This is a genomic window from Kribbella orskensis (assembly GCF_004342085.1).
GTDB classification, from domain to species: domain Bacteria; phylum Actinomycetota; class Actinomycetes; order Propionibacteriales; family Kribbellaceae; genus Kribbella; species Kribbella orskensis.
Window position 1 is genome coordinate 277,416 of sequence record NZ_SLWM01000001.1, and the last position, 22,141, is coordinate 299,556.

Sequence of the window (22,141 nt, forward strand, 5' to 3'; positions counted from 1 at the left end):
CCGGGCGACGCATGATCGAACCATGGCCCGCTACGAAGTGATCGCCCGCGCCAAGGTCGACCGGCGCCTGTCCAACTCCACCTACATCGACCTGGCCCTGATGTCGCAGTTACTGGACAAGGGCATGCGCCTGCAGCGGATCGAGGACCTGCCGGACGGCCGGATCGCCGTCGTCCTGCAGCACAACCTCAGCAAGCGCAAGCACGACGCCGCCGCCGGAATGGCCAACCGCAGCCTCGCCCAACTCGGCATCCCCGCCGCCCAGGTCCAGCAGATCGACCTCCTCCGCCTCACCCGCAAAGGCCGCACCCTCGTCCGCTCCTGGGTAGGCCCAGACAACCCACCCGGCCCGGACTCCGCCGGAGACCGCGAGCCCCGCAACCCGCTCCCGAGCCCACCCCACCTCGAAGTCTCCCTCGACCTCCCCTGGGACTGACACTCTCCAATCCGACCCCGCCCGGCACGGCGTCCCCATCCTTCCTCGACCCGGCGAGTCGGAAAAGCGCGCGAGGCACGGGGAGTGGACTGGAGCGAGCAGAATTCCCGGCGGTGGGCGGAGTGGACGGGGGGCAGCGGCGCGGCCAGCCGAATCCCCTGCGGTGGGTGGAGTGGGCAATTAGGGGGTGAGGACTTCGAAGGCAGCTGCGTAGGTGGTGCCTAGGCGGGTGCCGGCGGCGCGGGAGATGCCTTCGAGGAATTCGCTCGGGTCGAAGTGGGGCCAGTTGAGGCCTTCTATGTAGGCCTTGTGGGCCTTCAGGGACTGGACGCCCAGGTCGAAGGTGTCGGTGGTGTCTACGGCGTGCCGGGAAAGGGGGGAGCCGCCGACCCAGACCTGGCGTACTCCGTTCCAGCGCTCGCCGTCGCCCTCGAAGATCCAGCGGTTCGCGGCGTCGCGGACCGCGTCGAGAGTGGCGCGGCCGGTGTTGATGTGGTCCGCCTGGTTCAGCGTCGCGTTGCCGTCCCAGGTGTCGCGGAAGTTGTTCGTGATGACGATCTCCGGCTGGTGCCGCCGCACCGCACCCGCGATCAGCCGGCGCAGTTCCACGCCGTACTCGATGGTGCCGTCGGGTTGTCCGAGGAATTCCACCACAGGGACGCCGACGATCCGGGCGGACTCGATCTGCTCGGCCTCGCGCAGCGGGCCGCACTCGGCCGGCGGGATGCCGTCGATGCCCGCCTCGCCGGAGGTGAGCAGGCAGTAGATGATCTCCTTGCCCTGCGCGGTCCAGCGGGCGATCCCGGCGGCGGCGCCGAACTCCAGGTCATCGGGGTGCGCCACGACGGCCAGGGCCTTGGTCCAGTCCTCGGGCAGCGCTTCCAGCGGCTCAGGTGCAGTCATGCCCGAAGGCTAAGCCCCGAACACTCGCCGTGTGTACGGATTACCGAAGACCCGCCGCGGGTCGAGCCGGTCCCGGACCGCGAGGAAGTCGTCGAACCGCGGATACCGCTCGCGGAGCTGGTCTGCGCCGAGCTTGTGCAGCTTGCCCCAGTGCGGCCGGGCGCCGAAGGGCGCGACGATCTGCTCGAACGCGTCGAAGTACTTGTCGTGCGGGAGCCGGTGGTACTGATGGATCGCCACGTACGCCGTGTCGCGCCCGTAGGCGGTGGACAGCCAGATATCGTCGGCGGCGGCCACCCGCACCTCGATCGGGAACGGGATCCGCTCGCCCGACCGGTCGATCCAGGCCCGCAACTGCCGCACCACCTCGAGCACGTGGTCCCGCGGTACGGCGTACTCCGACTCGCGGAAGACCACGTTCCGTTCGGAGCAGAACACCTTGTACGACGAGTCGACGTACTCGCGGGCCGACAACGCCCGGGAGGCGAGCCGGTTGATCCGCTGCACCAGCCCGGGTCGCCGGACGGACAGGCGGTTGGTCAGCTCGAAGACCCGGTTGGACAGGAGCTCGTCGTCGACCCAGCCGCGGAGCCGGCCGACCGGGGACGGGCCGACGCCGGGCGCGACCCGGTTGTTCCGCTTGGTCAGCGCGATCTCGGTGTGCGGGAACCAGTAGAACTCGAAGTGGTCGTTGCCGTCGGCAAGTTCATTGAAACCGGTGAGCACCTCGCCGAGCGGCAGCGGCATCTCCTGCGCGCGGAGCAGGAAGGCGGGAACGGTCTGCAGCGTCAATGACGTGATCACACCGAGAGCGCCGACCGAGACCCGGGCGGCGTTGAAGACGTCGGCGTTCTCGTCGGCCGAGCAGTTCAGCACCGAGCCATCGGCGGTGACGAGCTCGAGCCCGACGATCTGGGTGGCGAGTCCACCGAGCTTGGCGCCGGTGCCGTGGGTGCCGGTGGAGATCGCCCCGGAGATGGTCTGCTTGTCGATGTCGCCCAGGTTCGCCATCGCCAGGTCGAAGGACGTGAGGCCCGCGTTGAGCCTGGCCAGGCCGGTGCCCGCGCCGAGGGTCACCTTGCCGGAGACCGAGTCGGCTGAGGTGATCGACGCGAGCCGGTCGAGCCGGACCATCACCTGCTCGGGCACCGAGCATCCGGTGAACGAGTGGCCGGCGCCGACCGCCTTCAGCCGTTTGCCCCGCTCCGCGGCGGCTTTGACCGCTGCCGCGACCTCGTCCACGGAGGACGGCCGCAGGACCTCCAGCCCGGTCGCCGACTCGGTGCCGGCCCAGTTGCGCCAGGTGCTCATCCGAAGTTCTTCCCCTCACCCCGGTATGTCACGAGCTCGGTCAGCTCGTCGCCGTCGATCGCCTGCAGTCGATCGAATCGTTCCAGCATCTCGCCCGCTTTGGCATAGCGCATCCACACTCGATCGCCGATCCGCAGGCCCCGCGCGTTCTCGCCCTGCACCGGAGTCTGGACCTCGCCCGCGCCCTCCGTGCCGAGCAGCTTCAGCCCGAGCGGCCAGGTGGGCGAAGGCAGCCGCGACTTCTTCGCCGGCCCAGAGGCGATGTACCCGCCGCCGAACAGGGTGGCGATCCGCTGCGTCGGGCGGCGAACCACCCCGAGCGCGTAGGCGACCGCGTGCTCCGGCTGGAAGACGTCGTACTTGTCGAAGAGAGTCGGGCCGTAGAGACCCGAGCCCGCGGTGACCTCGGTGACGGCCGGGTCGGCGCTGCTGACCTCGATGCTGCCGGTGCCTCCGCTGTTCACCAGCCGCAGCGGCGCCACCTGCTTGAGGGCGTCGACGACCGCGCCGCGGCGGTCCGACAGCTCGGAGGCGGACAACCGCTTCACCAGGCGAACGGCCGGCGAGGTATCCGGCAGGCCCGCGATCTGCGCCTCGTAGAACATCACGCCGACCAGTTCGAAGGCGCCGTCCGCGACCACCTGGCGGGCGAGGGCGAGCACCTGCTCCGGGGTCCGCAGCGGCGAGCGGCGAACGCCGAGGTGCTGGCCGAGGATCCGCAGCGAGGCGTCCACGTCGAGGCAGACCCGGATCCGCTCGCCTCCTCCGGTCGCCGCCTTGATCAGCGCGAGGTGCTCGTAGTCGTCGATCATCAGGGTGATCCGCGCGGCCGCTTCCGCATCCGCGGCCAGCTCGCGCAAAGCCCCGCGGTGCACGGTCGGGTAGCCCATCAGGATGTCGTCGACCCCGTTGCGCGCGAGCCAGAGCGCCTCGGGCAGCGAGTAGCTCATCACCCCGTGGAAGCCGGGCCGGGCGAGCGCGGCCGTGATCAGCGCCCGGCAGCGCACCGACTTCGACGCCACCCGGATCGGCGTCCCTCCGGCGCGACGCACGAGATCGTCCGCGTTCCGCCGGAAGGCCGCCAGGTCGACCACCGCGTACGGCGGCTCGAGGTCAGCCGTCAGCCGCTCATACCTGTCGAAGTCACTCATGTCAGGAGTTTAAGGGCAACAAATACTGAAAGGTAGTACATCTTTACGGCGAATCGATCACAGCCCGAAGTTCCGGTACCACGCTCCGCGCCCAGGCGGTTTCCCCAGCAGGCGCGGCCGATTCCGCCGCCAGCAACGCCACCGTGGCCCCCTGAACCACCGAGACCTCCACGAACGCTTCGGCCCCGGCGTACCGGCGTACCGATGCAGCAGCCGTGTCCTCAGACCAGAGACTCTGTACTGCGAGTTGGGCGTTGGCGTCGTTCCCACAAGCGGTCATGCGTGCCTGGTAGCCGCGGTAGTAGGTGGTGGCCTTGTCCGCGTCTCCGAAGCGAAGCACCAGCGCAGTGGCGGGCGTGGCGCGACTAGTGCGATACGAGCCCTGCAGAGCGTGCTGCGGGACAGGCAGCGAGTCCTTCGGCAGTTGCTTGGCGCAACCGATGGGCAGTGCCTCGAACGCGGCCTGGTGAGCCTCCCGGCGACGCGTCCAGGTTTCGTTGCCCTGGAACCCCGCTTCAGCCCCACCGGGATCCGTGTAGGTCTTCCAACCGGCACCGAGCTTCGCCGCGGCCGGCAGGTTCTTGGCCGACACCGGACCGGCCGCGGCGGGTGGAGGTGCCGTGGCCTGCTCCGGAATCTGCGGAGGCTCGGCAGCATCCGTGGGTTTGGCCGTGCTCAGGGTGATCGTCGGAACGGGCACCGTTCCACCCGCGTTGGCCGGGGGCGCGGGAGTGGGCGCGGCGGCGGGCTTCTCGGAACTGCTGCAACCCACCAGCAGTCCGAGAACAGCCACGGCCGCTATTGCGAGCCTCACTTCGGCTGGAAGTGCTGGTAGTCGGGCCTGCTCCAGCCGGCACCCCAGAAGAAGCCCAGGCTGCGCAGCCAGCGGGTCGGCGTACTGGTGCTGTAGAGCATGCCCGGACGGGACACGCTGCGGTTGCGGTAGGCCAGGCCGTTCGACGGGTACCAGACGTTGTTCGCCGCGAGGTACGGGTTCTCGACCGTGTTGATGTCGATCGCGAAGCCGTAGGAGTGCGGCGACAGGGCATACGGGTTGCCTGTCACCTGGCGGCAGTTGAAGACCGAGGTGTTGTCCGCCGCCATCGCCCGGATGTCGCTGCCGCCGAAGACGTCGACGCGCTGCATCCGCCGGATCGGGAACTTCGCGTTGAAGGAGGCGGTCCAGACGGAGATCATCTTCGCCACCGCGGCGTCGCGGACGATCAGTTCACCACGGTGAACGACGTGGTCGAAGCCCCAGTAGTTCACCAGCAGCCGGCGCAGCGAGGACGGCCGGACCGGGCAGCCCGCGCGATAGGTCTTCGACACGAGCCACGTGGTCACCGCGAAGACCCTCGCGTTCACCAGCGCCTTGATCGTGATCACCGCGGACGCCGACGTTTCGACCGAGGCGGCCCCGACTCCGAGGGTGATCACCCGGACGGTCTTGGTCGTCGGCAGGTTGTCCGGGACCGGCACCGCGAAGGTCCCGTTGGGGGCGATCCACGCGCTCGTCAGGGTCCGCCATCCAGTGCCGTACCGGTACTGCAGGCCGACGAGTCTCTGGCCGGGCTCGGCCGGGGTCAGCCGGCCGGTCATCTTCACGCCGGACACGACGACGTACGACGCGGCCGGTTTGTTCATCACCAGGGTGCGGTTGAGCACGGTGACGGTGCGGTCGGGTGAGCCGCCGTTCGAGCTGGGGAAGAGGACGCCGACGTTAACCCGGAAGAGGTTCCTCGACGGGTTCGGCGAGATGTAGACGAACTGGTAGGCGCCACCGGTGGTCGAGCGGGTCTGAGAGCGCATCACCCAGGTCGTGCCGACCTTCTCCCACAGGGTCAGGTAGAGACCGTAGTAGCCGTTGAGCACCTTGCCGGTGAAGGTGATCGGCCGGTCCTCCCACGCTGTCGCCGGCTGGTTCAGCGTCAGCGCGTACGGCACCGCGGTCGGCGTCGGTGGCGGCGTCGTCGGTGGCGGCGTCGTCGGTGGCGGCGTCGTCGGAGGTGGCGTCGTCGGTGGCGGCGTCGGGTCGTCGGCGGCAGCACCGGCCTCGGACTGGGTGACGGTCGCCGGAGGCGCGGTAGTCGGGTCGTCCGAGGCAGCGCCCGCCTCCGGCGACCCGGTGTCGACCGCGGCAGGTGAGTCGGTCGGCTCCGGAGAGGCGGCGAGGGCCGCTCCCGGAACCAGTCCTAAAAGCAGCGCCGCCGCTACAGCGGCCGAGCCGAGGCTACGAAACTTCATGGCCAGTCCTCTCCACCCCAGGAGAGCCCTTTTGGCACCCCCACTACCTACTAGAGGCAGTCACCAAGGAAGACGTCACACCGACCCCGAAAGGTTCGCCTAGTCCTGCAACCTTTTCACCGCTGCGTCCACCCGCTCGTCGGTACCGGTGAGAGCAACCCTGACGTGCCGGTCGCCCGCTGCTCCGTAGAACGCCCCCGGAGCGACCAGGATGCCTCGATCTGCCAGTGCTGCGACGGATCCGTACGCATCGTACGACGGGTGCTCGGCCCACAGGTAGAGCCCGCCTTGGGACAAGGTGATCGTCCAGCCGGCGTCCGTGAGTGCCTGCCGCAGGACGGACCGGCGGCGCAGGTAGCGCTCGCGCTGCTCGTCGACGTGCGCGTCGTCCGCGAACGCGGCCGCCATCGCCGCCTGGATCGGCGACGGCACCATCAGTCCGGCGTGCTTGCGGACGGCCAGCAGTTCCGCGACCACCGCCTGGTCCCCGGCGACGAAACCAGCGCGGTAGCCGGCCAGGTTGGACCGCTTGGACAGCGAGTGCACCGCGAGCAGGTTGTCGAAGGAGCCGCCGCAGATGTCCGGGTGCAGCACCGACACCGGCTTCGCGTCCCAGCCGAACTCGGCGTAGCACTCGTCGCTGACCAGCAGCACGTCGTTGGCGCGGGCCCACTCGACGGCCGCGCGCAGGTCGTCCGCCGAGGTGATCTCGCCGGACGGGTTCCGCGGGGAGTTCAGGTACGCCACCCGGACCGGACCACCGTCGTACTGCGTGGGGTCGGCGACCGGGATGCTCGTCGCCCGGGCGAGCGCCGCGCCCGCCTCGTACGTCGGGTAGGCGAGGTCCGGGATGAGCACGGTGTCGCCGGCGCCGATGCCGAGCAGCGTCGGCAGCAGCATGATCAGTTCCTTGGTGCCGATCACCGGGAGGATGCCATCCAGCGGATCCACCCCGGGCACTTCCAGCCGGCGGGCCAGCCAGTCGGCGGCGGCCTGCCGCGCGGTCGACGTACCGATCGTGGTCGGGTACGACGGTGCGTCGGCCGCCTCGGCGAGCGCCTTCTTCACCAGGTCCGGCACCGGGTCGACCGGACTGCCGATGGACAGGTCGACGATGCCGTCAGGATGCGCGGCCGCCTTCTGCTTGAAGGGGGCGAGCTTGTCCCAGGGGAAGTCGGGCAGACGGCTGGAGGTGGTTGCGAAAGTCACCCCTGCATTGTCTCCCGTACTGCGAACGCCCCATCGGCGGCCGCCCGTTCCCCGGACACCTGGGGGCCGTGACCGGCTCTGGCATACGGGTGGCCCGCGGCGAGGAACCGCCGGGTGGACTCGACGACTTCCTTGTCCCAGAGCACGCGGTGATGGCCGAGCCCGTCGGTGAGCTGGACGGTCGCGCCCGGCCACACCTTGGCAGCCGCCAAGGTCCCCTGGTACGGCGTCTCGTGGTCGGCGCGGTCGTGGATCGCCAGCAGTGCAGGCAGTTCGCGCTCCTCAGCCAGCGCGTCGATCACCAGGTCCATCCGGTAGCTCTCCATCGTGCCGAACTTGCGGGTGAACCGGCGCAGGAAGCTCGCCCGGACCCGCGGCCCGAACCCGAAGGCCGTCTGGAACATGTCGAGCGTGTGCACGAAGTCCGTGGCCGCCGCGAGGAATACCACCCGCCGCGGCGCGAACCCGCTCCGCAGCGCCAACGCGGTCGCCGCCGCCCCGAGCGAGTGAGCCACCACCCCGTACGCCGGACCCTGCGCGGCCACCACCGCCTGGAAGGCCTCCGCGAGCTCGGGGAGTGAGCTCCGGGTCGGGCCGTCCCGCCCGGCGTCCGAAGCACCGTGGCTCGGGCCGTCGTACGTGACGACGCGGAATCCCTCGGCGACCAGGGGCGGGATGTACGCGGCCAGCTGCAATCCCCAGCCGCCCCAGCCGTGCACGAGGTAGACCGTCGGACCTTCACCCCAGGCCTGACCGCGCAGCATTCCGCCCTGGAAGGGGACTTCGAAGGGCTCTGCCGCGGGGAGTTCGACGCGGAGCCGCCGCGCCTTCTCGGAGATCGGCGGGAAGCGGAACCAGGCGCGGTCCAGCAGTTCGGCCCCGACCCCGGGCGCGATCTTCTCGAGAATCCGGAAGGCTCTGATTAAAGACCGACCGTTCGTGCTTTTCTTTGCCACCACGGGAATGCTCCTCGTTCACAGGGGATTCAAGCTCAGTTCCAGGCTCTACTTCTTGGCCGCTCGGATCAGCGCCTCGAAAGCGGTGCGCGCCCGATCCTGGGCCTTCGGGTCAGCCAGCAGCCGGCTGGCGTGGTGACAGGAGAGCAGCACTCCCCTGATGTCGAACGCATATTGCTCGGGGTCGGCGTCGGCGCGGAACTGCCCTTCGCTGATGCCGGTCCGGAAAACGGTGGCGAGCGTGTCCGCGTAGTCGAGCTCGACCTGGACCAAGCGGTCGCGGACCGGGCCCGGCGGAGCGTCGTCCAGCTCGGCCGAGACGCTGGCGAAGAAACAACCACCAGGCAGGGAAAGGTCCCCACTGTCCCAGCGGAGCTTGCGGTCGAACAGTTCCCGCAGCCGCTGCTCCCCACGGGGCGTCTTCAGGGCCGGCCGGATCACCCGTTCGGCGAAGAGTTCGACAGCCCTGTCGATCACCGCGACCTGCAACTGCTCCTTCGACTTGAAGTGGGCGAACAGCCCGCTCTTCGACAGCCCGGTCCGCTCGGCGAGCAGACCGATGGTGAGGCCGTTCATCCCGACCAGGCTCACCTGCCGCGTGGCTTCGTCCAGCACCGCGGCTCGCGTCTCCTCACCCTTGCTCATACCAGCCATAAGAGCACGATCGTTCTATTCGCGGCAAGACATTTTCTGCCGGGCGACGACCAGATCCAGTCAGCAGGGACCGGCGCTGGCAGCAGGGACTGGCGCTTGAGGTCAGCAGGGGCCGGCGCTCGGATCGAGTTTCTGGTGGATGGCGGCGCCGATGGCCTTCAGTTGGGCCAACTGCTCGGGCGTAAGAGCGTCGATGACGTACTCGCGGACGGTGGCGACGTGGCCCGGCGCCGCGGCGACGACCTGGGCATAGCCGGCCGCCGTGAGGGTGGCGACCGTGATCCGGCCGTCCTCCTCGGAAGGACGACGCACCACGAAGCCGCGCTTCTCGAGGCGCTTCACCACGTGCGACAAACGCGACAGGGAGCCGTTCGCGAAGCCGGCCAGGTCGCTCATCCGGCGCGAGTGCCCGGGCGACTCCGACAGGCCGGCCATCACCAGATACTCGAAGTGGGTCAGGTCGGAGTCGCGCTGCAACTGATAGTCGAGCACACCCGGCAACTTGAACAGCAACGCGGCCAGCGCCAGCCAGGCTTCCAGCTCAGCAGGCTCCAGCCAGCGAACATCCTCGTCCGCCGGGCGAGGTTCCTCCGCGGTGCGGGCACCCTCGGCTGCCATGCCGTCATCTTCCCCCGTCATGCCGCCAGTCTACCGTTTAGTTGACGCTTCAAGTCATTCGGGTTAGCGTCTGACTTGAAACATCAACTAACTATTCGAGAGCAGACCGTCACTGATGAATGTCTTCCTGTGGATCGTCGCCGGCGTCCTGGCCGCGTTCTTCCTCGCCGCGGGGGCGACCAAGCTGACCCAGTCCAAGGCCAAGCTCGAGGCGAACCCGCAGATGAAGTGGACCGAGGACTTCTCCGCCGGCACGCTCAAGCTGATCGGCACGATGGAGGTGCTGGGCGCTCTCGGCCTGATCCTGCCCGGCATCCTCGACGTCGCAACGATCCTGGTACCGCTGGCCGCGACCGGACTGGCGATCATCATGCTCGGCGCGATCGTCACCCACGCCCGCCGCAAGGAGTACCCGCAGATCGGCATCAACACCGTGCTGCTGATCCTGGCCCTGATCGTCGCCGTCTTCCGCTTCGGCCCGAACAGTTTCTGAGGGCTGGCAGCTTCTGAGAGTCGGCAGCATCTGAGTCCGGCAGCTTCTAAAGCGCTACAACAAAGCAGCCGCCGCGGCAGACGAGATCTGCCGCGGCGGCTGCGTGCGTAGTACGGAACAAGCATCGCTAGCGCACCCCCGGAGGGCGCGAAACCTCGCCCGCGCAGCCGCAGAGTGTGCTCCGCCCGTGCCGCGGGGGTTCGCCCACTGTCAGAACAGTGGGGTAACCCCCAGAGCAGTGGGGTAACCCCCAGAGCAGTGGGGTAACCCCCCGAGGAGGCAGCGAACCCCCAGAGCACCAGTGGACCCCCGGAGGACGCGAAACCACGCCCGCGCAGCCGCAGAGTGTGCTCCGCCCGTGCCGCGGGGGTTCGCCCACTGTGAGAACAGTGGGGTAACCCCCAGAGCAGTGGGGTAACCCCGAGAGGAGGCAGCGAACCCCCAGAGCACCAGTGGACCCCGGAGGACGCGAAACCACGCCCGCGCAGCCGCAGAGTGTGCTCCGCCCGCGCCGCGGGGGTTCGCCCACTGTCAGAACAGTGGGGTAACCCCCCAGAGCAGTGGGTAGCCCCCAGGGCAGTGGGGTAACCCCCAGAGGAGGCAGCGAACCCCCAGAGCACCAGTGAGGCTTCGCCTCTGACCGCCGAGTGTGGGGCTGGCGTGGGTGTCATGGCGCGGGACAGCCAGGGCTATGGCGACGGTGACGGTCAACGAGCCCGCCTCCGCCTCAACCGGCTCAGCCAGCGACGGCAAGGAACCAACACCTACGACCTCACACCCGACGGACCGATCGGCACGGTGCTCTCCCTGATCGGCCAACGAGTCGCGATCTTCTCCACCAAAGTCCACGACCGCCTCCTCAGCCCCCTCCTCGCCGCCGACCACCCCCCGCCCCCACCGAGATCCGACCAGCACTGGCCACCACCGACCGCCACGTCCGCAGCCGCATCGACCACCAACACCTCGCAAAGGCGCCTGAAAACACACGACAAACGCCACACACCTAGCGGCCAAGCACCGCTAGAGGTAGAGGCCGGTCTGGCCGTCCTCGAGGCGGCCGGCGGCGACCGCGTGCAGGTCGCGCTCGCGCAGCAACACGTAGTCGTCGCCGCGGACCTCGACCTCGGCGCGGTCCTCCGGGTCGAACAGGACCCGGTCGTTCACCTCGACGGTCCGGACGTTCGCGCCGACCGCGACGACCTTCGCCCAGGCCAGCCGGCGGCCCATCTGCGCGGTCGCGGGAATCAGGATGCCGGCCGAGGACTTGCGCTCGCCGACCTCGGGGTCGAGCGAGACGAGCACCCGGTCGTGCAGCATCCGGATCGGCAGCTTGTCGTCGTCGGAGAGACGTTTGCGAGGATTCACCGGCGACCCACCAGGCGGCGGATCATCAGCAGCATCCCGACGACGCCCACCACGGCCCCGCCGACCGCGATCAGTTTCTGGGTGCGCAACTCGCCGCGCTCGTCGAAGACCTGCGCCTTCGCCTGCTCGACCTGCCGCTTGACGACGTTCTTCGGGTGCGCCCGGTCGACCAGTTCGTCCACGGTCGAGGCCAGTCGCGCACGGGTGGCGGCGATGTCCGCCTCGATCTGCTGGGTACTCCGAACCTGCTGCTTGGCGCTCTGAGCCTGCGTGTCCGACACCAGGGCTCCCTTCACTGTGTTTGATCACATCCTTGCAGGTCAGGCGCGGAGGTCGACGACCACCTTGATGTCGTCCGGCTCCTTGACCAATGCCGTGGGCCAGTCCGACAGCGGCACGGTCCGGGTGATCAACCTGTCCACCCACTCCCGGTCTGCCGCCAGCAGCACGTCCACGGCGTCCGCGTAGTGCCGTTTCGCCGCATTGACCGAGCCGACCAGCGCCGCGTTCCGGATCACCAGTTGCCGTGTCAATGCGTCCATCTGTACGTCGATCGACGCCGGGCCCGGCGAGATCCCGGTCAGGCACATCACGCCCGCCCAGCCCAGCAGCTTCGCGCAGTCCACCACGACCTGTCCGGCGCCCGTGGCCTCGATGACCACGTCCGGTACTACGTCGAGGTCGGCGAGGCTGGTCAGGTACTCACCACCCAGGTCCCGCACCAGCTTGGGCTTCGGCCCGTCCGTCGCCCGGTCGAGCACGTGCACGGTGCACCCACGCTGTCGAGCCATCAGCGCCCCCAGCAGACCGATCGGCCCGGCACCGGTGATCAGCACGTGCTCCGGGGCGAACCAGGATCGCGCCGCCACCTGGTCGACCTGGTCCCAGGCCTTGGTGAGGATGCTCGTGGGCTCTACCAGTACTCCGAGGCGCCCGAGCTCCGCGGGAACCGGTACGGCGAAGTACGGGTCGACCCGCCAGCGCTCAGCGCCATACCCGTCCATCTCTTTGATGCCGCGCTCGGTGTAGCGGCCGTTGCGGCAGAAGTCCCACTCTCCCCGGGCGCAGGCCGGGCACGGCTCAGGGTCGGGCCTGCGGACGATTCCGGCCACCAGGTCGCCGGGGTTGAAGCCCGAGCCGAGCGGAGCGTCCAGGACCCGGCCGAGGGACTCGTGGCCGATCACCAGCTTGTCCGAGCCCGGGCGGCCGCTGCCGAAGGCGCCGGAGACGAGTTCCAGGTCGGTGCCGCAGATGCCGGTGAGGAGTCCCTCGACCAGGACCGAGCCGTCCGCCTCAGGCGGTTCTGCCACCTCGCCGACAGCGGCAGAGTCAGCCTTGCCCGGCATCACCGTCATCGCCCGCATGGCTCCACTCCACCCCGCCCCACCCCGACACGCAAGTCACCCCGCCGTTCCCCGCCTCCCGGCAATCGGGTCAGGCGAGGGGATAACACAGGCACCAGGAGCCACTTCCGCCTCGCGAACCGGCGTACGGCAGAATGTCTGACAATCAACCGATCCGAGGAGGGGCTCTGATGTCCGAACGTCTGTCGATCGGCGATGCCGCACCCGACTTCACCCTTCCCGACGCCGATGGCAATGACGTCTCCCTGGCGGACCTGCGCGGCAAGAACGTGATCGTGTACTTCTACCCGGCCGCGATGACGCCCGGCTGCACCAAGCAGGCCTGCGACTTCCGCGACTCCCTCGACTCGCTCGCGGCCGCTGGATACGCCGTACTGGGGGTCTCCCCCGACAAGCCGGCCAAGCTGGCGAAGTTCCGGGAGCGCGACGGGGTGACCTTTCCGCTGCTGAGCGACCCGGACAAGGAGGTCCTGTCGGCGTACGGGGCGTTCGGGGAGAAGACGATGTACGGCAAGAAGGTGACCGGCGTGATCCGCTCGACCTTCGTGATCGCCCCGGACGGCAAGATCGCCGTCGCGCAGTACAACGTCAAGGCCACCGGCCACGTCGCCAAGCTGCGCCGCGACCTCGGCCTCTGACCTGACCTCGGGTCGCCGCGGCCGTGAAGCCGGCCCGCGTGATCGTGAAAGACAAACCTTTCGGTACGTCGGGGTCTACTGGCTGCGGTCGTTGTCGTGTCAAGGTTCGAAGGGAAACCCGCAACCGTTTCATGGGCGTGGTGCATCCAACGGCCGCTCGAGCGACCCGCCACTGTGATTTGGATCACACACCGATCTCACCAGACCGGAGTTGCCTAGATACCCTCCGTGATATTTCGAGCCTCCGCAGGGACGACCGGTACCAGCCGCGCAGTCGGCGTCCAGATGCAACCCCTGGTCCACGGCGTGAACAAAGGTCGCCAACTTCGCCCTGACCAGTGCAAAGCGGGTAATCTGCGCCCGCAGTCTGCCTCTGGGAGGGAGGGACCTGCCGCGATGGGAAAACATTCCTCTGCGGTGACGAAAAGTAACAACAACCGTCGTCCGGTGTATCTGACCGCCGTCGGCCTACTGGTGCTGTCATTGGGCGCCGTCTTTGTGGTCCGCTCCTTCGGATCGGAATCGGGTGCCGACGGGTTCCTGGGCGGGAAGTCGTGCGACGACCCCACCCAGATCCGGCTCAGTACGACACCCGAGCTCCAGCCGCAGTTGGAGTCGGCCGCGAAGTCGCTGGCCAACAAGGACAACAACGACGGTCCGTGCTTGCAGTTCACCATCAGCGCGGCTCCCTCGGCGAAGGTCGCCCAGGAGGTCAAGAACGGAAATGACAACGGGCCCGACCTCTGGGTGCCGGACTCCTCGCTCTGGATCGCCCAGGCCGATGACGGGCAGACGGTGCCGGCTATCGCCGTGCCGTCGGTCGCCAGCTCTCCCCTGGTGCTGGTCGGCCGGGGCGAGAACTTCGCGAACACGTCGTCGTGGCTCAGCTCGTTCGCGCCACCGACCTCGCCGGCGCTGCTCGACCCGCTGACCCAGTCGCCCGGCACCTTGGCCCTGCTGTCGATCGCGTCGGAGCGGGCGAAGACCAGCGCGACCGACCTGCAGACCGCCGGGGTCCTGATCCCGCTGGCGCAGCGGCTCGGCTCGATGGCCAAGCCGTACACGGACGTGAACGGCTTGTTCGGCCGGGCCAACCAGGACGGCAGCAACGTCGTCGTCCCGGCGTCGGAGGCGAGCTTCGTCAGGTACCAGGAAGAGCACCCCGAGGCGCAACTGAAGGCGATCCTGCCGCGCACCGGAACGCTGGTGCTCGACTACCCGGTCGTCGTCACCGCGAAGTCCAACAGCGAAGCCGTCACCGAGGCGGGCAAGGCGCTCGCGGCGGAGATGCTCACCGACGCGGCCGGCCAGGCTCGCGACGACGCCGGCTTCCGAGACCCGCAGCTCAGCCCGCTCGGCGGCGGGCGTGGGGTCGGCGATGTCACCCAGTTGACCAAGCCGACCACGGCGGCGATCAACAAGGGCCTGCTCGAGTGGACCAAGCTGTCGCTGTCGGCCCACTCGCTCGCGGTGATCGACGTGTCCGGCTCGATGGCCGAGAAGGTCGGCAACAAGACCCGGATGCAGCTGACCATCGATGCCGCCGCCAGCGGTCTGAAGCTCTTCCCGGAGAACGCGGCGCTGGGCCTGTGGACCTTCTCGACCAAGATCGGTGACCTCGGTGCCGACTTCCGGGAACTGGTCCCGATCGCCAAGCTGACGCCGGCCCAACGGCAGCGGATGCTCGGCAGCCTGACAACCCAGACGGCGATCCCGAACGGCGGCACCGGTCTGTACGACACGGCTATCGCCGCGGTCCGGGCGGTCCGGAGCAGCTACGACCCGAGTGCGGTCAACTCGGTCCTGCTGTTCACCGACGGCAAGAACGACGACCCGGGCAGCCTCAGCCTGGCGCGCGCCGTGCAGACGCTCGAGTCGCTGCGCGACCCGGCCCGGCCGGTCCGGATCATCGCCCTCGGTATGGGTCCCGACACCGACGCCGGGGAACTGCGCCAACTGGCCCAGGCGACCGGCGGCCAGAGTTACGTGGCCCGCAACCCGTCGGACCTCCAGCAGGTCTTCATCGACGCGCTGCAGAACCGCTGAGCACGACCACCGGGCGAACCGCGTTCCCAAGTCCCTAAGATGGCGCTTGGGAACGCGGTTCCTCGTTGCCAGAGTGGTGGAACGGCAGACACGCCGGCTTTAGGTGCCGGTGCCTTCGGGTGTGCGGGTTCGAGTCCCGCCTCTGGCACCCTTCGCTAGCTGATGATCCCGTGTCTGGTGTTCCAGCTCCTGGCGCCTTGGTAGGCGTCGATCATTCCCAGACCCAGATGGCCGGGACCAGGACGAAGCCGATGATGACCAACGTCAGCACCCAGGCGACGTAGTACGCGGCGAAGATGGCGATCCCGATGCCGGCGCTTCCGTTGGTACGAACTGTGACCGTGGGTCAGAGAGTCGCGAGGTACGCCGCGCCTCGGGGGCTCAGTTCGTAGCCGGTTTCGAGGCTGTAGGTGAGGCCGAGGTTCTTCAGTTTGCGGACGTCGAGTTTGAAGGCGGGGGTCTCGCGGTTCAGGTCGGCGGCCAGGTCGCCGGCGCGGACGGCCGGCTTGGACTGGATCAGGCGCAGCGTGTCGGTGGTCCAGGCGCCGTGGCGGCTGAGCTCGTCCAGCTTGGCGAGCCGGGACTTGAGGTCCTCGAGCTCTTCCGGCGAGAAGTCCGCGGAGGCGGCCAGCTCCTCGCGCGGGTCCGGGCCCTCGACCAGGTGGAACTTCACCAGGAACGTCGGCCAGTCCTCGTTGCCGCGCAACCGGCGGCGGACGTCCTTCGCGTTCTGCCGGTCCGCCGCGATCACGTCGGCGTCGTTGTCCGCGATCAGGTCCGGGTTGACCTGGCGGACGCTCTCGATCTCGATCCGGCCGGCGTTGGTCCGGTAGATCCGGCCCTCCACCACCCGGGCCTCGGACCAGCGCCGGTAGGCGGTGGTGATCCGTCCCTCGGCGACCCCGTCACGATCGGATCCGGCGAACAACATCTCAGGCCTCCAGCGCTCGGGCGACGATCGTGGCGATCTCGCGCAGGGCCTTGCCCCGGTGCGAGATCGCGTCCTTCTCCTCGATCGACAGTTCGGCGGTGGTCCGGTCGTACCCCTCCGCCTGGAAGAGCACGTCGTACCCGAAGCCACCGGTACCGCGCAGCTCGCGGATCACCGAGCCCGGCATCTCGCCGCGGACGATGACGTCCTCCGCGTCCGGCCGGCAGAACGCGACCGCCGCCACGAACGACGCGCCCCGGCGCTCGTCCGGCACGTCCTCCAGCTGCCCGAGCAGCAACAGGTTGTTCGCGTGGTTGTCCTTCGCCGGGCCGGACCAGCGCGCGGACAGCACCCCTGGCATCCCGTTCAGCGCGTCCACGCAGATCCCGCTGTCGTCCGCGATCGACGGCAGCCCGGTCGCGGCCAGGGCCGCCTTCGCCTTCAGCAGCGCGTTGCCCTCGAAGGTCGGCTCGGTCTCCGCCGGCTCGACGTACGGCGCGACGTCGGCCAGGCCGAGCACCTCGATACCGGGCACGATCGGGGCGAGGATCCGGCGGAGTTCCTCGAGCTTCTTCTGGTTGTTCGAGGCCAGCAGGATCTTGCTCATGCCAGCGCCTCCTGCTGGAGCTTGGTCAGCTCGGCGCAGCCCGCCGTCCCCAGCTCGAGGAGGCTGTCCAGCTCGGCGCGGTCGAAGGGTGCCCCCTCGGCGGTGCCCTGCACCTCGATGAACTTGCCGTCGCCGGTGAGCACCAGGTTCATGTCGGTCTCGGCCCGGACGTCCTCCTCGTAGCAGAGGTCGAGCATCGGAGTCCCGTCGATGATGCCGACGGAGACCGCGGACACCGAGCCGGTCAGCGGTTCGCCCTTCAGCGCCTTGCGGTCGCGCAGGAACGACACTGCGTCCGCGAGCGCGACGTACGCGCCGGTGATCGCGGCGGTCCGGGTACCGCCGTCGGCCTGGAGCACGTCGCAGTCCAGCAGGATGGTGTTCTCGCCGAGCGCCTTGTAGTCGATCACGGCGCGCAGCGACCGGCCGATCAGCCGGGAGATCTCGTGGGTCCGGCCGCCGATCCGGCCCTTCACCGACTCCCGGTCCGAGCGCGTGTTCGTGGACCGCGGCAGCATCGCGTACTCCGCGCTGACCCAGCCCAGGCCGGAACCCTTGCGCCACCGCGGCACTCCCTCGGTGACACTGGCCGCGCAGAGCACCCGCGTCTTGCCGAACTCGACCAGCACCGATCCCTCGGCATGCTCGAGCCAGTTCCGGGTCAGGGTCACCGGCCGGAGCTGGTCAGGGGTACGTCCATCGATACGAGCCATGCGGGAAACCCTACGTGGTCTGCACCGGGTGTCCGTCGCCTACCGCCGGCGGCCGCCGGTTGCGGACCACTAGGCCCGAACGCGCTGCACCTCCGCATCGGCCGACGGGACCGCTGTCCGGGTGAGAGAGGGGGTCGTCGTTGAGCGTGGGGTGGGTGGGCGTAGTTGGCTGAGGGCCATGCGGGCGGCCCAGGGGGTCAGGTCGCCGGCTCGCCGGCCGAGCCAGGGGACGCCTTCGCGGACCATCCACAGGGCGTCCGCCCACCTGGTCGGCGGCTCCCCCGCACAGTCGAGCTCAGGCGGTACCGCGATCCGCGTCCCGCGCCGGTGGAGTTCGTCGGAGAAGGCGCGGGCCAGCCGCCGGTGTCCCCGCTCCCCTGGGTGCAGCCGGTCGACGCTCCAGAAGTCCCGGCGGTACACCTCCGGGTAGTCCGCCATGTCGATCCGGATCCCGCCGAACCGCGAGTGCAGGTCGTCGTACACGGTGTTGACCTGCTCGATCCGCTGCCACAGCGGCAGGCGCAACCAGGACGGCAGGCCGAACACCTGGCCGTGGTCGTGGAAGCGGACGGTCAGCAGCAACGCGCCGCGGGCGGTCAGGTGCTCCGCGCAGTACTGCAGGCAGTCGCGGATCTCGCTGCGGTCGAAGGTCGAGCGCAGCGTGTCGTTCACCCCGACGATCAGTGAGGCGAGGTCGATCGGGCCGGTGCCCGTGCCGGGGAGTTGGTCGGCCGCCACCATCGGTGCGGTGGCGCCACTGGTCGCGAGGTTGGAGAACGTCACACGGTGGGAGCTGCCCAGGGCATCCGCGAGCAGCGAGGCCCAGCCTCGCCACCCCTGCCCCGGCCGCGCTCCGGCACCGGAAAGGTCGGTCGTCGTGCCATTCAGCGGGTCCCCGACACCAACGGTGGTCGAGTCGCCCAGTGCCACATAGTGGAGGCTCACATTCCGTCATGGTGACGTGACTGGTCGATGCCAGGGTGAGACGCAGGTGACAGCCTGGTGGACATCTCCGGAGCGGACGGGTATTGAAGGTCGGAAGTGTTCGGACATAGGCTTCTTCAATCATCTACGTGCAGGAGCCTGGTGCATGAGTACTGAAGACCTACGGTTCGGTGTGGTCGGCCTCGGGGCCCGGAGCAAGATCGCGCGGCACGCGCACCTGCCCGGTGCGGGGTCCCGCCTCGTCGCGGTCTGCGACCCGAGCGAGGTGCAGCGGAAGGCGACGCTCGACGAGTTGCCGGACGCAACGGCATACGCCGACCACCGCGAGATGCTCGACCTGAAGCTGGACGGCGTCTTCCTGACCACCCCCGACGACCTGCACGAGGACCCGGCGATCGACTTCCTCCGGGCCGGCGTACCGGTGTTCGTGGAGAAGCCGCTGGCGATCACCACGTCCGGCTGCGACCGCGTGCTGCAGGCGGCGTACGAGAGCGGCGCCCGGCTGTACGTCGGCCACAACATGCGGCACATGCCGGTGGTGCTGACGATGCGCGACCTGATCGCCTCCGGAGCGATCGGCGAGGTGAAGGCGATCTGGTGCCGGCACTTCGTCGGGCACGGCGGCGACTTCTACTTCAAGGACTGGCACGCCGATCGTCGCCGGACCACCAGCCTGCTGCTGCAGAAGGGTGCCCACGACATCGATGTGATGCACTGGCTGGCCGGCGGCTACACCACCCGCGCCAACGCCTTCGGCGGACTCACCGTGTACGGCGGGATCGAGGACCGGATGGATCGTTCCGGGGAGCGGTTCGCCGACTTCGTCTCCGAGGACAACTGGCCGCCGCTGAGCCAGACCGGGATGGCGCCGGTGATGGACGTCGAGGACCTCTCGATGGCGAATCTCCAACTGGACAACGGTGTCTACCTCACCTACCAGCAGTGCCACTACACCCCGGACTACTGGCGCAACTACACGGTGATCGGCACGGCCGGGCGGCTGGAGAACTTCGGCGACGGTCCGGGTGACACCGTCAAGGTGTGGAACAGCCGCCGCTCCGGCTATCGCGAGGACGCCGACCAGGTCGTCGAGATCCCCGCGGCAGAAGGCGGTCACGCCGGCGCCGACCCCCGGCTGGTGGCCGAGTTCGTCCGCTTCGTGCGCGACGGCGGCGCCACCCTGACCTCGCCGGTCGCCGCCCGCGCGGCGGTGGCAGCCGGCTACGCGGCGACCACCTCGCTGCGCGCCAACGGCACCCCGATCGACGTACCGGCGCTCGATCCGGCCCTGGTCGAGTACTTCGACCGCGGCCAGACAGCTAGCTGAGAAAGGCCCGCAGTACTTCGCGAAGCGCGTCCGGCCGCTCCCGCCAGAGGGAGTGGCCGGCGCCTTCGATCAGGTGCACCCTCGTGGTCAGCCGAGCCCGACACCGGACAGGTAACCCACCCGAGCCACGCGCGAGGGACAGGCCGCTGCATAACTGAGCGCCAAGGTCGCACCGAACGAGTGACCGATGACAACGACCTGCTCGTGACCCCAGTGCCGGCGTAGCTCGTCGATGTCGTCGCAGAGTCGTTGCAGCGTCTGCTCGTCCGAAGGATCCGAACCACCGCAGCCCCGCTGGTCGAACCGGTGCACCACCGTCAGGTCGCCCAGCAGCGCGGCAGCGGGCTCGAGGTAATCCCACAGCCCTGGACCACCGTGCACGAGGATCACCGGCGGACGGGCGGTCGCAGTACCGGTTGTCCAGGTGCGCAGGCGGGTGCCGTCTGGGAGTGCGACGAACTCCATCAGATCTCGAAGAGCTTGCCCGGGGTGGCCACCTGGACGTCGCCGGGAAAGGTGCGGCGGGCACCTTCTGCCTGGGTGTCGCGGTTGAACCAGGGCGGCACGTGGGTGATGACGAGGCGTTTGACCTCGGCGCGCTTGGCGTGTTCGCCGGCATCGGCCGGAGTCATGTGCAGATCGTGCGGGTTGTTCGGGTCGCCGTCGCGCAGGGCGGCCTCGCAGAGCAGCAGGTCTGCGCCGCGGGCCAGCTCGACCAGCCCGTCGTTCGGGCCGGTGTCGCCGGTGTAGACGAGTGCTTTGTTGCCGTGCTCAACCCTGATCGCGAACGCCGGGACCGGGTGCACCATCGCGGTGGTCCGGACGGTGAACGGGCCGATCCGCTGGATCGCCTGCCAGGTGTGGAACTCCAGCTCCTCCTGCATCCCCGGATCCTCCGGCAGGTCGTAGGCAAGCGCCATCCGGCCGGCCGTGCCGGGTGGACCGTAGACCGGGATCCTCGGCAACGGTGACGTCGGCGAGTACTTCGCCGCGACGTACAGGCCGCACAGATCCATGCAGTGGTCAGGATGCAGGTGGGACAGGCCGATCGCGCCGATCTCGCTGACGGCGAGGTAGCGCTGCAAGGCTCCCAGCGCACCACTGCCGAGGTCGAGGACGAGGTTGAACCCGTCCGCGGTGACCAGATAGCTCGAGGCGGGCGAGTCGGGCCCGGGGACGGACCCGGAGCAGCCGAGCACGGTGAGCTTCATGACTGGAACATTACCGGCGGGTTGCCGGCTTCGCAGGAAACGTTGTGTGGTGCGGGCAACTACTCAGCGCACCCAGGCGAACTGGTCGACGCCGGAGATCACCGGTCCGAGGAAGCGTGAGCCGATCGCCGCGAACTCGGCCGGGCTCCCGGTGGTGACGAAACGGTGCCGGGGCTCGGGCAGGTCGTCCGCGCGGAGCAGGCCGCTCTTGGTGAGCACGCCGTAGACGTCCTTCGCGCACTCCTCCGCACTGCTGACCAGGGTGACGTTGTCGCCCATCACGTACGAGATGACGCCGGTCAGCAGCGGGTAGTGCGTGCAGCCGAGGATGAGCGTGTCGACACCGGCCTCCACCAGCGGATCGAGGTATTCGTGAGCGGCCGCGAGGAGCTCGGGACCGGACGTGACGCCCGCCTCGACGAAGTCCACGAACCGCGGACACGCCTGGGTCAGGAGATCCACCTGCGGCGCCGCGGCGAACGCGTCGTCGTAGGCCAGCGAGGTCGCCGTCGCCTGCGTGCAGATCACCCCGACGTGCTGGCTCCGGGTGGCGGCGACCGCACGACGGGCCGCCGGCAGGATCACCTCGACCACCGGTACGTCGTACCGCTCTCGGGCATCTCTGAGCATCGCGGCGCTGGCCGAGTTGCAGGCGATCACGAGGGTCTTCACGCCGGCCTCGACCAGGTGGTCGAGACACTCCAGCGCGTACTCCCTGACCTCGGCGATCGGCTTGGGACCGTACGGCTGGCGGGCGGTGTCGCCCAGGTAGAGGATCGGTTCGTGCGGGAGTTGGTCGAGCACCGCGCGGGCGACGGTGAGTCCTCCGAAGCCGGAGTCGAAGATGCCGATCGGTGCGTCTGCCACGAGTCGAACCTTAGCCGTGCGAGCCGGCAAGTCCGGTAGCGGGCAGGGCTGAAGTAACCCTTACCTGAACGGGATTGACGACACGCCGGAGTTATCCACATCTTTACCCGGCGGAATTGCAATCTGACGTGACCCAGGCCACTCTTGACGGA

At 69.0% G+C, this 22,141-nt stretch carries 24 protein-coding genes and 1 tRNA gene; 6 read left to right on the forward strand and 19 right to left on the reverse strand.

Translation table 11 applies throughout. From position 1 onward, the window contains the following. Positions 1-22: 22 nt before the first annotated feature. A complete protein-coding gene (locus EV644_RS01400) occupies positions 23-436 on the forward strand; it encodes a hypothetical protein (protein ID WP_132187338.1) in 414 nt (137 codons plus the stop codon). A 180-nt stretch (positions 437-616) separates the two neighbouring features. Here EV644_RS01400 and EV644_RS01405 read toward each other — a convergent pair whose 3' ends face one another. The 9 genes from EV644_RS01405 to EV644_RS01445 form a co-directional block, all read right to left on the reverse strand. After that, a complete protein-coding gene (locus EV644_RS01405) occupies positions 617-1,339 on the reverse strand; it encodes a PIG-L deacetylase family protein (protein ID WP_132187337.1) in 723 nt (240 codons plus the stop codon). Between the two features lie 9 nt (positions 1,340-1,348). After that, the gene (locus tag EV644_RS01410; RefSeq protein WP_132187336.1) at positions 1,349-2,650 is read right to left on the reverse strand and encodes a D-arabinono-1,4-lactone oxidase; all 1,302 of its coding nucleotides are present in this window, start codon (positions 2,648-2,650) and stop codon (positions 1,349-1,351) included. Continuing rightward, positions 2,647-3,801 (reverse strand): amino acid deaminase/aldolase, encoded by a 1,155-nt coding sequence (locus EV644_RS01415; protein WP_132187335.1) that lies wholly within the window; start codon positions 3,799-3,801, stop codon positions 2,647-2,649. The genes EV644_RS01410 and EV644_RS01415 overlap by 4 nt, the downstream gene beginning before the upstream one ends. A 43-nt stretch (positions 3,802-3,844) precedes the next feature. After that, a complete protein-coding gene (locus EV644_RS01420) occupies positions 3,845-4,594 on the reverse strand; it encodes a hypothetical protein (protein WP_132187334.1) in 750 nt (249 codons plus the stop codon). Between the two features lie 17 nt (positions 4,595-4,611). Continuing rightward, positions 4,612-6,045 (reverse strand): M15 family metallopeptidase, encoded by a 1,434-nt coding sequence (locus tag EV644_RS01425; protein WP_132187333.1) that lies wholly within the window; start codon positions 6,043-6,045, stop codon positions 4,612-4,614. Between the two features lie 99 nt (positions 6,046-6,144). Then, positions 6,145-7,254, reverse strand: a complete 1,110-nt coding sequence (gene dapC, locus EV644_RS01430) for a succinyldiaminopimelate transaminase (protein WP_132187332.1) — start codon at positions 7,252-7,254, stop codon at positions 6,145-6,147. Beyond that, positions 7,251-8,213 carry an alpha/beta fold hydrolase gene (locus EV644_RS01435; RefSeq protein ID WP_132187331.1) on the reverse strand — a complete coding sequence of 321 codons (963 nt, stop codon included), beginning with the start codon at positions 8,211-8,213 and terminating at the stop codon, positions 7,251-7,253. The genes dapC and EV644_RS01435 overlap by 4 nt, the downstream gene beginning before the upstream one ends. Before the next feature lie 45 nt (positions 8,214-8,258). Further along, positions 8,259-8,855: a TetR/AcrR family transcriptional regulator gene (locus tag EV644_RS01440; protein WP_132187330.1), complete on the reverse strand. Its 597-nt coding sequence runs from the start codon at positions 8,853-8,855 to the stop codon at positions 8,259-8,261. A 111-nt stretch (positions 8,856-8,966) separates the two neighbouring features. Continuing rightward, entirely contained in the window at positions 8,967-9,503 is a 537-nt protein-coding gene (locus tag EV644_RS01445) for a MarR family winged helix-turn-helix transcriptional regulator (protein ID WP_241997849.1), read from the reverse strand. 94 nt (positions 9,504-9,597) lie between these two features. Here EV644_RS01445 and EV644_RS01450 point away from each other — a divergent pair, with 94 nt between their 5' ends. Beyond that, the gene (locus EV644_RS01450) at positions 9,598-9,975 is read left to right on the forward strand and encodes a DoxX family protein (RefSeq protein WP_132187329.1); all 378 of its coding nucleotides are present in this window, start codon (positions 9,598-9,600) and stop codon (positions 9,973-9,975) included. Positions 9,976-10,995: 1,020 nt separating this feature from the next. Here the strand turns inward: EV644_RS01450 and EV644_RS01460 are convergent. From EV644_RS01460 to EV644_RS01470, 3 genes are read right to left on the reverse strand one after another with little or no spacing between them, the layout of a single operon-like run. Continuing rightward, entirely contained in the window at positions 10,996-11,340 is a 345-nt protein-coding gene (locus EV644_RS01460; RefSeq protein ID WP_241997848.1) for a GroES family chaperonin, read from the reverse strand. Further along, positions 11,337-11,621 carry a DUF3618 domain-containing protein gene (locus EV644_RS01465; RefSeq protein ID WP_241997847.1) on the reverse strand — a complete coding sequence of 95 codons (285 nt, stop codon included), beginning with the start codon at positions 11,619-11,621 and terminating at the stop codon, positions 11,337-11,339. Before EV644_RS01465 ends, EV644_RS01460 begins: the two co-directional genes overlap by 4 nt. A gap of 39 nt (positions 11,622-11,660) precedes the next feature. Beyond that, a complete protein-coding gene (locus tag EV644_RS01470) occupies positions 11,661-12,704 on the reverse strand; it encodes a glucose 1-dehydrogenase (protein WP_132187327.1) in 1,044 nt (347 codons plus the stop codon). Positions 12,705-12,874: 170 nt separating this feature from the next. On the opposite strand from EV644_RS01470, the gene bcp reads away from it, so the two are divergent. The 3 genes from bcp (at position 12,875) to EV644_RS01485 (ending at position 15,536) form a co-directional block, all read left to right on the forward strand. Next, positions 12,875-13,342, forward strand: a complete 468-nt coding sequence (bcp, locus tag EV644_RS01475) for a thioredoxin-dependent thiol peroxidase (protein ID WP_132187326.1) — start codon at positions 12,875-12,877, stop codon at positions 13,340-13,342. Positions 13,343-13,789: 447 nt separating this feature from the next. Next, positions 13,790-15,388, forward strand: coding sequence for a substrate-binding domain-containing protein (locus EV644_RS01480; protein ID WP_241997846.1), 1,599 nt, complete (start codon positions 13,790-13,792; stop codon positions 15,386-15,388). Between the two features lie 67 nt (positions 15,389-15,455). Then, positions 15,456-15,536, forward strand: a tRNA-Leu gene (locus EV644_RS01485). Between the two features lie 198 nt (positions 15,537-15,734). Here EV644_RS01485 and EV644_RS01490 read toward each other — a convergent pair. The 4 genes from EV644_RS01490 to EV644_RS01505 all read right to left on the reverse strand — a co-directional run bounded on the left by EV644_RS01490 (position 15,735) and on the right by EV644_RS01505 (position 18,584). Then, positions 15,735-16,319 carry a bestrophin family protein gene (locus EV644_RS01490; RefSeq protein WP_132187324.1) on the reverse strand — a complete coding sequence of 195 codons (585 nt, stop codon included), beginning with the start codon at positions 16,317-16,319 and terminating at the stop codon, positions 15,735-15,737. Between the two features lies 1 nt (position 16,320). Continuing rightward, the gene (gene rdgB, locus EV644_RS01495) at positions 16,321-16,926 is read right to left on the reverse strand and encodes an RdgB/HAM1 family non-canonical purine NTP pyrophosphatase (RefSeq protein ID WP_132187323.1); all 606 of its coding nucleotides are present in this window, start codon (positions 16,924-16,926) and stop codon (positions 16,321-16,323) included. After that, positions 16,923-17,639: a ribonuclease PH gene (rph, locus tag EV644_RS01500; RefSeq protein WP_132187322.1), complete on the reverse strand. Its 717-nt coding sequence runs from the start codon at positions 17,637-17,639 to the stop codon at positions 16,923-16,925. The genes rdgB and rph overlap by 4 nt, the downstream gene beginning before the upstream one ends. A 69-nt stretch (positions 17,640-17,708) precedes the next feature. Continuing rightward, positions 17,709-18,584, reverse strand: coding sequence for an SGNH/GDSL hydrolase family protein (locus tag EV644_RS01505; protein WP_132187321.1), 876 nt, complete (start codon positions 18,582-18,584; stop codon positions 17,709-17,711). 145 nt (positions 18,585-18,729) lie between these two features. Between EV644_RS01505 and EV644_RS01510 the strand changes: the two genes are divergently transcribed. Then, positions 18,730-19,911: a Gfo/Idh/MocA family protein gene (locus EV644_RS01510; RefSeq protein WP_132187320.1), complete on the forward strand. Its 1,182-nt coding sequence runs from the start codon at positions 18,730-18,732 to the stop codon at positions 19,909-19,911. A gap of 87 nt (positions 19,912-19,998) precedes the next feature. On the opposite strand, the gene EV644_RS01515 is transcribed toward EV644_RS01510, so the two are convergent. The 3 genes from EV644_RS01515 to murI form a co-directional block, all read right to left on the reverse strand. Further along, positions 19,999-20,376 carry an alpha/beta fold hydrolase gene (locus tag EV644_RS01515; protein WP_132187319.1) on the reverse strand — a complete coding sequence of 126 codons (378 nt, stop codon included), beginning with the start codon at positions 20,374-20,376 and terminating at the stop codon, positions 19,999-20,001. Beyond that, a complete protein-coding gene (locus tag EV644_RS01520) occupies positions 20,376-21,122 on the reverse strand; it encodes an MBL fold metallo-hydrolase (RefSeq protein WP_132187318.1) in 747 nt (248 codons plus the stop codon). The genes EV644_RS01515 and EV644_RS01520 overlap by 1 nt, the downstream gene beginning before the upstream one ends. A gap of 63 nt (positions 21,123-21,185) precedes the next feature. Then, on the reverse strand, positions 21,186-21,989 hold the full coding sequence (gene murI, locus EV644_RS01525; RefSeq protein ID WP_132187317.1) for a glutamate racemase: 804 nt from the start codon (positions 21,987-21,989) through the stop codon (positions 21,186-21,188). Between the last annotated feature and the right edge of the window lie 152 nt (positions 21,990-22,141).